The organism is Pseudomonas sp. v388 (genome assembly GCF_003935425.1).
Taxonomy (GTDB): Bacteria; Pseudomonadota; Gammaproteobacteria; order Pseudomonadales; family Pseudomonadaceae; genus Aquipseudomonas.
On sequence record NZ_RHQN01000004.1, the window covers coordinates 1 to 13,911 of the forward strand.

Annotated in this window: 7 protein-coding genes; 5 read left to right on the forward strand and 2 right to left on the reverse strand. The window is 60.9% G+C overall.

The window, feature by feature from the left end:
* Nucleotides 1-27: 27 nt before the first annotated feature.
* From EGJ27_RS10785 to EGJ27_RS10805, 5 genes are all read left to right on the forward strand, one after another.
* Nucleotides 28-4,200, forward strand: a complete 4,173-nt coding sequence (locus EGJ27_RS10785) for an RHS repeat domain-containing protein (RefSeq protein WP_125830733.1) — start codon at nucleotides 28-30, stop codon at nucleotides 4,198-4,200.
* A gap of 360 nt (nucleotides 4,201-4,560) precedes the next feature.
* Nucleotides 4,561-5,109, forward strand: coding sequence for a fimbrial protein (locus EGJ27_RS10790; protein ID WP_125830734.1), 549 nt, complete (start codon nucleotides 4,561-4,563; stop codon nucleotides 5,107-5,109).
* Nucleotides 5,110-5,208: 99 nt separating this feature from the next.
* A complete protein-coding gene (locus tag EGJ27_RS10795) occupies nucleotides 5,209-5,964 on the forward strand; it encodes a molecular chaperone (RefSeq protein ID WP_125830735.1) in 756 nt (251 codons plus the stop codon).
* A gap of 37 nt (nucleotides 5,965-6,001) precedes the next feature.
* The gene (locus tag EGJ27_RS10800) at nucleotides 6,002-8,539 is read left to right on the forward strand and encodes a fimbria/pilus outer membrane usher protein (protein WP_125830736.1); all 2,538 of its coding nucleotides are present in this window, start codon (nucleotides 6,002-6,004) and stop codon (nucleotides 8,537-8,539) included.
* Nucleotides 8,530-9,681 carry a fimbrial protein gene (locus tag EGJ27_RS10805; protein WP_158619346.1) on the forward strand — a complete coding sequence of 384 codons (1,152 nt, stop codon included), beginning with the start codon at nucleotides 8,530-8,532 and terminating at the stop codon, nucleotides 9,679-9,681. The genes EGJ27_RS10800 and EGJ27_RS10805 overlap by 10 nt, the downstream gene beginning before the upstream one ends.
* A 118-nt stretch (nucleotides 9,682-9,799) precedes the next feature.
* Here the strand turns inward: EGJ27_RS10805 and EGJ27_RS10810 are convergent, their stop codons facing one another.
* Nucleotides 9,800-11,236, reverse strand: a complete 1,437-nt coding sequence (locus tag EGJ27_RS10810) for a hypothetical protein (protein ID WP_125830738.1) — start codon at nucleotides 11,234-11,236, stop codon at nucleotides 9,800-9,802.
* A gap of 295 nt (nucleotides 11,237-11,531) precedes the next feature.
* Nucleotides 11,532-13,850, reverse strand: a complete 2,319-nt coding sequence (locus EGJ27_RS10815) for an autotransporter outer membrane beta-barrel domain-containing protein (RefSeq protein ID WP_125830739.1) — start codon at nucleotides 13,848-13,850, stop codon at nucleotides 11,532-11,534.
* Nucleotides 13,851-13,911: the final 61 nt, after the last annotated feature.

Below are 13,911 nucleotides of genomic sequence, written 5' to 3' on the forward strand. Positions count from 1 at the left end.
AGCAGCGGGCGTACCCCCTTGCCACGCGTGACCCGCCATCTGATCGCTCCCGGCTTCGGCCAGCCGCAGGTCGACGTGCGCTACACCTACCCGCAGAACCGAAACTTCCTCGGCTTCGGACTGACCATCCCCTGGACGGACGACGGCTATGACAACCTGTTCAAGTACCTGGGCGAGTATGAATATCACTGCAACGAAACCCTGTGGATCGATGGCGCACCGGTACGCAGCATTGAACGCACCTACAACCGGTTTCACTTGATGAACCGGGAAGTCACCACACAGAACAACTGCCGTCAGACGGTCGAAACCACCTATAACTATCAGGCCGGTACGCCGTACGAGCTGCAACCCGCCGATTGCCAGATGCCCAGAGACATCACGACCAGTTGGTCCGAGCTCGACGACGCGACCCGCTATCGCAGCGAGTCGGTGACCAGCCGCTACGACACTCATGGCAACCTGATCGAGCAGACCCAGGCCAATGGAGTCGTCGAGGTGAATAAATGGTATGCCGCCACTGGTGAGGATGGCTGCCCGCCAAATCCGGAGGGCTTCGTGGGGCATCTCAAGGAAAAGACCATAATCCCCGCCGCCGCCCAAGGTAAAGCACCTACGCTGTGCACACGCTTTCGTTACCGGGCACTGGCGGCCTTATCCGACAGCGGCCTGAATGACTGGCTGACGGTCGAAAGCGAAATTCTGGTGCAGCTCGGCACCACCGAGCAGGAACTGCAAAAAACGCTGAACGATTACCTGGACGTGCCGGACGATCCGTTCCTGCATGGACGGATCGCACGCAGCACCACGACTATCAATGGCCTGTCGAGCTATTCCGACTTCGATTACAGCAAGGTGCCCAGTGCGCCGGACGGTCTGCCCGCCTTACAGACCACAACCACCCTGAGTTCCAGTCTGGATGCCGAAAGCAGCACCAGCCTTCAGCAACAATCGTTGCTGACCGGCCTGCCGTTGCTGAACGAAACAGAAGGCGTACGGACCCAATACACCTACGACCCCCTCGGCCGGCTGATGCGCGAAACCGCCTCACCTGACACTCCGTTTGAAGCCAGTCGGCACTACGAGTACATCCTCTGTTCGAGGATCGGGGAGCAGGCCGAGCATATCCAGACCAGTGCCAGGCAGCTCAAGACCCGGATTCTGCTGGACGGCCTGGGCCGCCGGATTCTGGAAGAACGCGACAATGTTGAAGCCGCCGTGCCCGAACGCTTCAAACGCATCTACTCGGCGATATTCAATGCCTGGGGCGTGCTGGAGGAAGAAACCAGCTACGACTGGCTCGACGGCGGCACTCGGGAACTGGCCGTGACCAGCCGCATAGAGTACGACGACTGGGGCCAGAAAAAATGTTCGATCGGCCCGGATGGTGTGCAGAGCTACACCACCACCGATCCGATAGGCAGCCCTCGGTCCCAAGGACCGATCCTGCGCAGTTGGCAGCAGAACGGCGAGCAGCCGGCCCGGATCAGCGGGCTGACGGAAACCTGGCTCAATCGCTTCGCAAAACCGTCCCACACGCACATTCTGGATGCCGCCGAGCAGCAACTCGGCACCCAGACCTGGCTGTACGACGGGCTTGGGAGATGCGTAGAGCACAGTGACGAGCTCGACCATGTCACCACGTTCGAGTATGACGCGTGGTCGCGTCTGATCAGCAGCGAACTGCCCGACCAGTCTTTGGTAAAACGTGAGTACGCGCTTCACAGCAGTGCGGAGTTACCCACTGCGCTGCGGGCCAGCCGAGACGGGGTCAACTTCATTCTGGTCGGGCAACAGCAGTTCGATGGGCTGCAGCGGGTGAAACAGATGCAGACCGGTTCACGCATCGACCACTACGAGTACGAAGCGGGCCACAATCAGGTCAAGACTCGAACCACCGCAGCAGGGGTGCCCATCGATTACCAGTACAACCGGGCCCTCACTGATCAACCGGTCAGCTCCACCGCTCCGGACGAACTCGCCATCTTCGACTACGACACGACCAGCGCCCGCCTGACGACCGCGAGCAATGAACAGGGTGTGCGCGAATACGACTACGACCTGGCCAATCAACTGCGCGCCGAGCGCTGGATCAGTGGCGGGCAAAGCTGGGAAACCCAATACGACATCACCGTGCAGGGGCGCCTGATAGAGCGTAAGGAACAGATTCAGAGCGCCAGCGCCGGCCTCGCCACACGCTACAACTATGACGGCATCGGCCGGCCGGAAAGCATCGAGCAGGGCCGTTTGCGAGCTGCTTTCGAATACGACGGCCTGGGGCAGCTCTGGCGCACCACCACCAATGATCTTGACGCCGGAACCACACTGGTTACGGAACTGGAATATGACGATCAGGGCCATGAAAAACTCCGGACGTTGCGCGCCGATGGGCATCCGGTAAGGGCTCAGGCACAGCACTGGCGTGCAGATGGCTTGCTGGCCAGCCGGCATCTGTTCGAAGGCAAGGTCAGCCTGTTGCAGGAAACCTTCGGCTACGACGTCCGAGGCCGGCTGACCGAGCACACCTGCGCGGGCGTCACGTTACCCAGAGATGCGCTAGGACGCACAGTCGTCCAGCAGATGTTCACGTTCGATGCCGTGGACAATATCTCGGTCTCGCTCACCACCTTTGCCGACGGTGGATGGGAGCGAGCCAAATTCATTTACGATGCCGACGATCCGTTTCAGCTGACAGGTATCACCTACACACCGGCCCGTGCAACACCCGATCCGACCTTCAGCTATGACCTCAACGGCAATCAGCTCCAGGACGAACTGGGTCGGCGACTGAGCTACGACAGCCAGAATCGTCTGTTGGCGGTGGAGACCCCCGCAGGACAACCTGTCAGCGAATACCGTTATGACAGCCATGACCATCTGGTTACGTCCCGCGAGGGTGGTGCCGGCGAAACGTTGCGTTTCTATCATGAGCAATTACTGACCAGCAGCGTTCAGAACGGCACGGCAACCCAATACCTGCATCACGACGACCGGCCATTGGGCCAGCAGCAGGCGGATGATCCCAGCAAAACCCTGTTGTTGCTGACCGATGGCAACGCCAGCGTTATCGGCGAAACCCGGGGGAATGACTTGCGCACGGCGGTGTACAGCGCCTACGGCGAACGCCATGGCGATCAGGACCTGCTTACCCTGCTGGGGTTCAACGGTGAACTGCGCGATGCGCAAAGTGGCTGGTATTTGCTGGGCAAAGGCTACCGGGCCTACAACCCCGTGCTGATGCGGTTCCACAGTCCGGACGCGCTCAGCCCGTTCGGTGCCGGCGGGCTCAACCCCTATACCTATTGCCTCGGTAACCCTATCGCCCTGCGCGACCCGACCGGCAACGCCGCCGTCGGCTACACGGGCCGCGAGCGCCGCCCCGACGAAGGCGCGGTGCCGAACCTGTCGGGTGGCGGCGGCGGAGCCCAGGCGTTTGCCTGGATCGCTGTAGCAGCCGGGGTTGTCGCCACCCTGATCGGCGTCGGATCGATATTGGCATCAGCCGGTCATTCATTTCCCTTCTCCGACGCACTCATCAAAGCGGGAGTAGTCAGTGAAACCGCGGGGGCAGCGACCTATATTGCGACAGCAGCCACAGGGGTCTCAACCGCGGCAAGTACCGCCTATGCGATCGATCCGGAAAACGAAGCCGCCGGCATGGTCGCGCTAGGCGCTGGGGCACTGGCGATCGGAGCGAGCCTGCTGCCCAGCTTGCCCGGCGTGGCCAGGGGAGCGTTCAGGGCGGTGACAGGTATGGGGGCTAGCCGAGTGGCTAGCCCAAGCGGCCCCTTCCGAAACCCGCTTGCCTACGCTAGCCGTACCCGAACCATTAGTACGCAGACTCCACCTATACCGAATCCCAAGCCAGTACCAAGAATCGCAGTAACTTCGACGCCCATAGAACCGCCGCCCCCCTTACCAGCCGCCGGCGGCCCGATCGTCCTGCCGCGTATCCCCCAGCAAGGGCCTCGTTTGGATTTGTCAGGGATAGGTTCCGTGAAGTTGAAACCGGTGCCTCGTCAAGCGCCGAGTGGTCAGGCCCCAGTTCTGGATCAGCTCGTGGAAACCGTCCGGCACGTTGAAAGTCTGGGGGGCGCTGGCGTATTGGGCCAAAATGTCATTAAGCGCGCATTGGTTGAAACTCAAGGGATTACGCGTTCCGAAATTCTGGAACGCGCCTGGATCAGACTTAGACGATGAATCCTCAACGACCAGATGGCGACCTGGTTAATCTCAAGTCGCCATCTGTAACAGCCGCGCGATACCAATCCAGCAAGGACACTCATCGATGTCGGCTCACACCCTTTTCTGCCGTCGACTCTCCAATAGGCCAACACATGGCCAAATATCACGCCATATGAATGTATCAACAACATAGTAGGAAATTTCCCACGCAAGCCGTCAACATTACCCCCTGACAACCCCCTATTTCAAAGCACGCAGCCGCTCTAGACTCTCGCCCCGTCATGACACCACAACACATTTCCTATCTAAACATGGCGTAACTATTTATCTCATTCGCAACTAATGAATAAACGCCATCGCAAACAAGGATTCATCATGAAACAACTACTGGTACTTTCCATGGGGCTGGCGGCGGCGTTGGCCGGTACTTCGGCGTTCGCCAATACCGGCACCATCAACTTCGAGGGCAAGATCACCGCCAGCACCTGCCCGATCGAAGTCGTCAACCCGGGTGACGGTGCGATCGGCAATCTGGTCAAGATGGGCACGATTGAAGCCACGCGCTTCTCCGCTATCGGTCAGGAATACAGCGGCAAATCCTTCGCCCTGCGCATCAGCGATCCCTCGACCTGCGGCCTGACCGGTACGGGCGACGTCGCCAAGGTGACCTTCAACGGCGTAGCAGACACGAGCGGTGATTATTTCGCCGTCACACCAACGGCCGAGGGTGCAACCGGGGTGGTTATCGTCCTCAAGGACAAGAGCGGCGCTGCGATCAAGCCGGGCGCCGAGTCCGTCGCGTATGACGTACACCCTACCGATCCGACCGACATGGTGTTCAACGCCTACTACCGTTCTACCGCTGCAACCGTGACGGCAGGCACCGCGTCCGCCGACGTTCAATTCATCGTCGCCATCAACTAACCAGCCACCCCGCTCCCGGGCCGGTTGCCACTGCATTCGGCTCAGAGCTTCTGTATGCGTCCCGGCTCCATTGGGGTCGGGGCGCACAAGGTAATAACGATGTCCGGCCTGACTAAAGAACTTGCCTTCACCCGCCCTGTCCGGGGTTTGTGTCTTGCCCTGCTGATGCTCGGCGCCAGCGCGCCTGCCGCCCAGGCGGCGCTGACCGTGAGCGCCACCCGCGTAGTATTCGACAGCGACAAGCGTAGCGTTTCGGTGATCGTGACCAACCCGAGCAACCGGCCATACGCCGTGCAGACCTGGATCAACACCGTCACCGACGATACCACCAGCCCGGTGCCCTTCGTCGCGTCGCCACCGCTGTTTCGCGTCAACCCCGGCAAGGAGCAGCAAGTCCAGATCAGCGGCTTGCCCAATGACCTGCCCAATGATCGCGAATCGTTGTTCTTCTTCAATGTCCAGGAAATCCCCCAGATCGTTAAAGAAGACGGCAACGCCCTGAATATCGCGTTACGCACGCGCCTGAAGCTGTTCTACCGCCCCAGCGAAATCAAGGACAGCCCCATGAGCCGCTTGAAAGACCTCACGTGGTCGTTCAAACGCTCCGGCGGCAAGAATCGCCTGATAGTGACCAATCCGTCGCCGTTCCACCTGACATTCGCCCGCGTCGAAGTCAGCGCCGCCGGCAAGACTGAAAAACTCGCCAGCGTACCGATGCTGGAGCCTCTTGCCACCCAAGAGTACGACCTGAAGGACGTCATTCCCAGCCAGGGAGCCCAGGTGCTTTTTACCGCCATCAACGACTACGGCGGTCAAAGCATCCCGCTGACTCTTCCTATCCAGTTCACACCCTGAAGCAGCGCTGGCTGCGTTCACTTCCAGGAAAACAATCATGATCCATTCACCCGGCCACGGGTGCAGGCGCGCGTCCGAGCGCCTGCGCCTCGCCCCTCTGTTTCTGGCCGTTGGCAGCGGTTCGCTGGCGCTCGCGGCCTGTCCTGCGTCTGCGTCTGCGTCTGCGTCCGAAGGCACCGAGTTTCAGTCCGGCTTTCTGCGTCAGGGACCGGGCTTCTCTTCTGACGCAGCGGCGCTTGCACTGAATGCACTGGCAGGCCAACAGGCCTTGCCGCCCGGAGTCTACGTCGTCGAGATGAAGATCAATCAGAGTTACTTCGGTCGTCGAGAGATCGAGTTTACCGCCGCCCCGGACGGAGACGGCCTGCTGCCCTGCCTTTCGTCAAAGCTGCTGGAAGAGCTGGGCGTGCGGCTCGACAGCCTGGCCGATCCCCTTCTGCTGCAGGCCGCTTGCGTCGACTTGTTCACATTGATTCCGGGCTCCGAAATCGATTTCGACAGCAGCAAGCTCATGCTGTCGCTTTCCATCCCGCAGATCGCCATGCGCCGTAGCGCGGCGGGTCATGTCGACCCCGAACTTTGGGATGACGGCATCAACGCTGCTTTCGTCAACTATCAGGTGTCGGCCGAGCAACACTCCACGCGCAACAACAGCCGAAGCAGCAGCGATGACCTTTACCTCACCGGCGGCATCAATCTTGGCGCGTGGCGCCTGCGCAGCAACCAGACCATGCGCCAGGACGAAGACGGCAAGCGCAAGTGGACCAGCGCGTATACCTATGCCCAGCGCGACCTGCCCGGCCTGAACGCCAGCCTGACTCTGGGGCATACCTTCACCGGCGGTGACGTGTTCAGGAGTGTGCCTATCGAGGGCCTGTTGATCCGCTCCGATCTGCAGATGCTCCCGGACACCCAGCAAGGCTATGCGCCTGTGGTACGGGGGGTGGCCCTGAGCCGCTCCAAGCTCCAGGTATTCCAGAACGGCTACCCGATCTACTCGACTTACGTCAGTGCCGGCCCCTACGTCATCGACGATCTGACGACTGCGGGCAACGGTGAGCTGGAAATCGTTCTGACCGAGGCCGACGGCAAGGTGCAGCGTTTCACCCAATCCTACGCGTCGATCAACAATCTTCTGCGCGACAACGTCTGGCAGTACAGCAGTGCGCTGGGACGTTACAACGGCACCTATCAGTCGCTGGATCCGTGGTTGTGGCAGGGCACGGCCGCCCGCGGCATCGGGGATGGCACCACTTTATACGGCGGCCTGATGACCAGTGAGTTCTATCGGGCCACCAATCTGGGTGTCGCGAAAGACCTTGGCGTGGCAGGCGCCCTGGCGCTGGATGTCACTTATTCGCAAGCCGACCTGAGCGGTGCCGAAGACAACCACCTGCAAGGCGCAAGTTATGCACTCAAATACGGCAAGGCCTTCACCACCCAGACCAACCTGCGCTTCGCCGGCTATCGCTACTCCACCGAGGGCTACAGGGACTTCGACGAAGCCGTGCGCCAGATGGACCGCGACAAAACCTGGCGCGGCAGCCGGCGCAGTCGCCTGGAAGCGTCGGTTCATCAGAAACTGGGCGCCAGCAGCAGTCTGAGTTTCACTTTTTCCCATCAGGATTACTGGGGCAGCGATTATGAACAGCGCCAGTTCCAGTTCAATTTCAACACCCGATACGCCGGCGTGACCTACGGCCTCTACGCGTCTCAATCGCTCAGCGACACGCGTAGCGCCAGCGGTACCGATCGACAGATCGGCCTGAGCATTTCAATGCCGCTGGACTTGAGCAGTTCCAGCAACCTGAGCTTCGATGCACAGAAAAATGGCGAGCGTTTCAATCAACGTGCAAGCCTGAACGGCAGCTTCGACGACTATCGCGCCAACTATCGCGCCAGCGTCAGCAACGACGAAAGTCGTCGCCGGTCGGCGTCGTTTGCCGTTGGCTACCAGGCACCTTTCGGCAGCATCGGTGCGGGTTACACCCAAGGCAACGATTTCCACAGTACGTCGGTCAACGCCAGTGGTGCCGTACTGCTGCACGGAGGCGGCATCGAGTTGGGGCCTTACCTGGGTGAAACCGCTGCGCTGGTCGAGGTACCGAAAACGCCGGGCGTCGGTGTACAGAACGTTACCGGGGCGCGTACCAACGAGCGCGGTTACGCCCTCGTACCGACACTGCGCCCATACCGGTTCAATCAGATTGCCCTGGACATCGAACAGCTGGGACCGGAAGTGGAGATCGAAAACGGCATTCAGCAGGTCGTTCCGCGACGTGGCGCAGTGGTCAAGGCCAGCTTCGCCGCAAAAACGGTGAACCGGCTGATCCTGACCGCACGTATCGAATCAGGGCAGCCGTTGCCGTTCGGCGCCCAGATAACCGACAGCGAGGGCAAGGTGCTGGGCGTAGCCGGTCAGGCCGGGCAAATCCTGCTCGCCACCAGCCTGGACCCACAAACCCTTGACGCCCGCTGGGGCGAGCAAGCCGGACAGCGATGCAGTATGCACATCACCCCGGCCGACATGGCGCAAGCCAAGGGCTATCGAATTCAGGAACTGACATGCAAATGAAGACATATTGCGCTGCCATCGGGCAGCTGGCGCTGCGCGGCACCTCACCACGAACCCTGCAGCGCGTCCTTTCGGTGCTGGCCTTGATGACGCTTTGTCACGCACCTCAGGTGCTAGCGAATCCGCGTGTAGGCAGCTGTCTATGGCCAGGCACGCCCGGCGAACTGATCCTCAGGCGGGACATCGGCACGCTATACGTGGCACGTGACGCGGTCGTCGGAACGGTCATCGGCCATACGCCTGGCGAGGTGCTCACCTGGCCGGATGACCGTCGCCAGTTGCATTGCTACATCGGCAGAAATGATGCCGGTACTGTCTTGCGCTACAGCGCCAGGGCATCGGTGCCGATATTCAGCGGCAGCCTGCCACCGATCAACGGCGAAGACGTCACCGGCAAGATCCTGCAGACCAACATCCCTGGGGTCGGCGTTCATATCAGGCTGGGATGGCCCTACAACGGCATGACACCTAACTCCTTCACCCCGCTTACGCAGCCGGTTGTGCCTTTCGATGGTGAGGCGACCCGGATCATGCTCGTGCCGATCCCTGCGGGCGAACACCGCTCCACGGTCACGCTGGTCAAAACCGGGCCGATACCGGTCGGGCCGCAAACACTGGATGGCTCGGAACTGTTCAGCGGGACCTATTCCGACGTCGGCAAAGGTGCCAGCTTCGGTTTGACGGGCACTGTCGTACAGGCTCAATGCACGGTCAGCGGCAACCCGGTCAGTGCCGACCCGGTCCAGCTCGGAGAGTGGGAAACCACCGATTTCACAGGTCAGGGCGACACGACCACTGCAATTCCTTTCAGTATCAGACTGAGCGCGTGCGAGGCGGACGGCAGCGGCGACACCATCGCAACGGCTCATATGAAGCTTGAAGGCAAACAAGGCTCGACCCCCATTGATGCCGCAAAGGGTGTCTTCAGCCTGACCACAGCCTCAACCGCCAAAGGCGTCGGCATCCAGATCCTGAAAGCCGACGGCATCACGCCCATGGAATTGGGCACCGAAGTTCCGGTGGTCACCTTGAGCAACGGCGATGCGATCTTGAACTTCAACGCAAGGTTCTATCAGACCGGCAGTTCGGTCACTGCAGGCGACGCCAAAGGCGCTCTGGATTTCACCATGACCTACAAGTAAACCTCGGGTGGTCCGAAATCACCGGGACGGCGCGCAACTTCGGTCCCCGCCCGCTCGCAACGGCATGGGCAAGAGCAAGAGCAAACGGACGTGCTCTTCTGTTCGCCGCCATGGGCAATCACGCCACCAGTGTCGGCCGCAGTGAGGGAAACGCTTTCCAGCTCTGCTTATTGTCGAAGCTGACACGCACCCGGACTTCAAGCGGGTAATTGAGTTTGAAGCCCTGCAAGTCGGCTTTGGCAATCTGTCCCACATTAATGATCTGTGCCACTTCAGACACGGGCTCCTCGGTCAGCACCGGCACCGTGCGAGCTGCACCATTGACGTCGACGCCCAGCACGCTCACGGTGATGAACTGGTCAGTGCCCATGAACTGCCAGCTTTTCAGCGTAAAGCGGGCCGCGTCCGACACCCCGGCCAGACTCAACTGCCCATTGGACACGCTGCCGGACTGAATAGTGGGCCAGTTGCCGGTCAGGTCCGAGACGCGCAGCGTGAAATTCTGAGACCTATGGGGCTGCGCAACACCCGGTTCGGTCACCAGGTAGTACACCGGCAGACTCCTGGCGAAATGAGGTGCTATGCAGGTGCTGGGAATCTTGTACGCACGCGTGCCCGGCGTCACCGGTGAAGTGCCCGTGAATGCCCCGTAGGTGTCTGGGGCGGCCCACTGCACTTCGACCGTTTCATCGTCATTGATCACTGCCGTATCGGGAATCACAACCGTGGCACCATTGAGTGCATTGGCCGGGTTCAAGGTAGCGCTGGACGATGAACCAGGCGCTTCATTGACGCGGCATGGCGGTAATACTCTGGGCACGGGCGTGGTCTCGACATCCAGCTGCACAGCCCTCGAATCCCCACTGACATTACCGGCGCGATCGGTCAGAAAATAAAACGCGTACCGGGTTCCATCGCCGCGGGCCCGAATCATATCGCCGTCGAACGGCAGTACGATGGGCTGACCGATGTCCCCGCGCAGCAAGGTTCTGGTCGCAACGAGATCTGCATCGTCAACGTCGAACGGGTCACCGTTCCAGTACCAACTCACCACATCCCCCGGTTTGCCGCCGCTATAGGCCAGGATACGGCCTTCAACCAGATCGCCATGGTCTTCGAGGTATTTCTCGGTGATCTGGGTGCTGTCGAACTGCAGCTGACCGTTATTGCTGCCCAGCGCCGGCGGGGTGAGGTCGACGGTAACCGTCTGGTGCAGCGATTCGTCCTCATTGCCTACCGCGTTGAGCACGGTGTACCAGAGTTCATGTACGCCTGGGGTCAGCAGCGTCACAGGTACGTTGAACAAAAGGTCTGCGGGAGGCAGGGTCGGGACACTGCCGTCCCACTGTCGACGGTCAAAGGTGCCGGCATTCCAGAACACTGTCAGCACAGTGACGGCCCCCGTTACAGGCTGGTAGTCCCACGCCGGCACCTTGAGGGGCAGCGGCGCAAGGGCTTTGTCCGCCGGCAGCAGGCCGGTCTCATCCCACTCGGGATCGTCGGGCAGCAGGCTGTTCACTTCGGGGAGCGGCAGAGGGGCTCGGGCGGTGGTCATTGGCTGGCTCCTTGAGGCGTTTCACCCGGGATGAAACGTGCATCAATCCATTGTCCAGGCCCTATTGAACGCCCATGGCCGGGAGGTTGAAACTGACAATTCTGCTAGTGTGCCGCGTTGGAAAAACGCCTCCATTCTGGCGAGTCTGCGAGTGGCCGACACGTCACCGCGACGAGTCATAGCCGCACTACCGGGAATAGCGGCAACGCCGTCGGGGTGGTTGCAGGCGCTGTTCGCCTCCCACAAAAAAAGGGAGGGTCTGGCGACCTTCCCTTTTGTGGTAACGATTTGCCGACTACCAGTTATAACGCAGCCCGACGTTGGCACCCCATGGCTGTTCGATCTCGCTGCCGTTGCTGTATTCGAAATCGACGTGGGCTTCGAGGCGGTCCGACAGAGCGACTGCGATGCCGGTACCCAGCTCGCCGCGGGAACCGGACAGGTCGTTGTCGAAGCGGTTGCCGTTGATCCGCACTTCATTGTTCTTGACGAACTCATGAGCCAGCGCGAGCCGCACATAGGGCTGTACCAGCCGACCTTGCCCCAGATCGAAGTTGCGCCCCGCCGTGGCACCCACCTTGCCCAGCAGCGAGCGGGTCTGATCGCCTTCGGCGCGCAGGCCGTTGTCCAGCGTGTAGTCCTTGCCCTCGATGAGCGCAGCAGCCAACTGGGTGTAAGGTTCGATGTAATAGTCGTTGTCCAGCTTGATGTGACGGCCCAATTCCAGCGAGGCGCCGACGCCCGAGTTGCTGTAGTCGCCCTTGGTGCGAGTGCCGTCGCTGAGGTTGACCCTGGCCTTGTTCTTCAAACGGTTGACTTTGAGGACGCCGTCGAAGTAATAACCGGTGTCGCTGTCCAGCCAGGTGGTGTAGGCGCCGACGTAGTAGCTGTCGACCTTGCCGTTGGCGCCGCGATCCAGGCTCAGGTCGGACTTGCTATGCCCGGCCATCACACCTGCCAGCCACTGGCCGTCGCCCAGCGGCAACTTGCCGTCCGCACCCAGGGCAATCCCCTGCTGAACCTGCTTGTAGCCAAAACCCGACGCGTGGGCGACGTTGTACTTGTTGCCGTAGCTACGCATCCAGCCGCCGGAGCGCCCGCCGTTGAAACGCAGCTCGCCCATGCGGGTGCGCAAGGTGGTCAGTTCGCCATACCAGACTGTCGGCGCGGCGTTGAACAGGGCAATGGCGGTCGCCGGGGCGGGCGCGACAGTGCGGGTCGAGGCGTCCAGGTACCAGTCGTTTTCACCTTGCTTGATCAATTCGTAAGACCAGGTGCCGAGGTCCACCGCGCCGCCGACCAGCGAGAAGCTGGCGTCACCGGCTTCGGCGTGAACGACATGCAGGCTGGTGTCGGCGGTCGGGTCAGTGCCGGTGCTGCCGATCAGCAACTGATGGCTGCCGGTGGCGCTGCCGGTGATGTCGATGAAGTCGGTCTGCGCGCCGCCGAAGTTCACGTCCATCCTGAACGTGCCGCTGCCCGACAGATTGCCCACCGACAAGGTGTAGAACGAGGCGGCATCGCCCAGCTGGATCGCGCCGTTGTTCAGGCTCAGATTGTCCACGGTGCCGTTGTCGACCATGGTCCATTGCGAGCCGTTGTCGAGGGCGACGCTGCTGGTGTTTTCCAGGCGGCCGGTGAGCAACGAGCCGTTGTCCAGTTTCACATTGGCAATCCCGCCGGACTCGGCAATTACGTCGCCGGTCAGGCTGGCCCGGTTGAAGTTGAGGTTGGCGGTGCTGGTGGCATCCACCTGAACGTTGCCGGTCAGGTTGCTGTTGTTGACGCTCATGGTGGCCGTGGATGCGTCGGCCACTTCCAGAATGTTGCCGTTGCCACCGGTCAGGGTTGAGCCGTTGTTGACTTCGATGGTGGCGATGGCGTCTGGCGAGCCTGGAATCAGACGGTTGACGCGAATCGCTGCACCGGTCTGTCCCGTGACCTGGCTGCCGTCCAGAGTCAGCGACGAGTCATTGTAGGATTGCTGTTCTGCCGTCATGTTCACACCGTAGACGGTGCCGGTGATACTGCTGTTGCTGGCGTTCGCTGCACCTGCGGACAGCCGCAGCCCCACTCCGTTTACCCCGGTACCCGCCAATTGCGAGCCCTGCAGATTCAGCTGGCTGAAATGGGTGACCACCGCTCCGGCAGTGGCTCCAGTGCTGGAGCTATTGGTCAACGTAACCAGCGAGCCGGAAGTCTGCTGCTGAGGGCGATTGACTAACAGTGCGATGCCGTTGGTGCTGAGCACGGTGCTATTGGTAATGGCTGCGGTACTTTGGTTGACGCTCATGCCGGCGCGAACCATCGCGCCGGTCATGTTGACGACTGAGCCACTGTCCACGCTGGCGGTCTCGATGGCTGAGCCGGCCGCCATGTTCAGAGTCGAAGCCTGGGCAGACACCCTGCCGTGCTGAGTACCACCGTTGACGTTCAACGTAGCGTTACTTCTCAACGTGTAGTTGTTGGCAGCACTGGATGCATCGATATCCACGACACGGCCAATGATATCGACAGCGAAGGCGACAGGACTGGCGAAAAATACAGGAAGGAGCGCAGCCCACTTTATCGCAACGAATAATGGGCGCGGGGCAAACCGGTCGACAGTCGACATGAACAAACTTCCTTAAGTCCGAGGGCCGAGCCGGAATTCAAAACGTGTATTTCCGGCGCAC

Excerpts from the sequence above, each read along its gene's own strand:
- EGJ27_RS10795 (WP_125830735.1), top strand. The coding sequence starts at position 5,209 with ATGTCCGGCCTGACTAAAGAACTTGCCTTCACCCGCCCTGTCCGGGGT.
- EGJ27_RS10805 (WP_158619346.1), top strand. The coding sequence starts at position 8,530 with ATGCAAATGAAGACATATTGCGCTGCCATCGGGCAGCTGGCGCTGCGC.
- EGJ27_RS10800 (WP_125830736.1), top strand. The coding sequence starts at position 6,002 with ATGATCCATTCACCCGGCCACGGGTGCAGGCGCGCGTCCGAGCGCCTG.
- EGJ27_RS10810 (WP_125830738.1), bottom strand. The coding sequence starts at position 11,236 with ATGACCACCGCCCGAGCCCCTCTGCCGCTCCCCGAAGTGAACAGCCTG.
- EGJ27_RS10815 (WP_125830739.1), bottom strand. The coding sequence starts at position 13,850 with ATGTCGACTGTCGACCGGTTTGCCCCGCGCCCATTATTCGTTGCGATA.
- EGJ27_RS10790 (WP_125830734.1), top strand. The coding sequence starts at position 4,561 with ATGAAACAACTACTGGTACTTTCCATGGGGCTGGCGGCGGCGTTGGCC.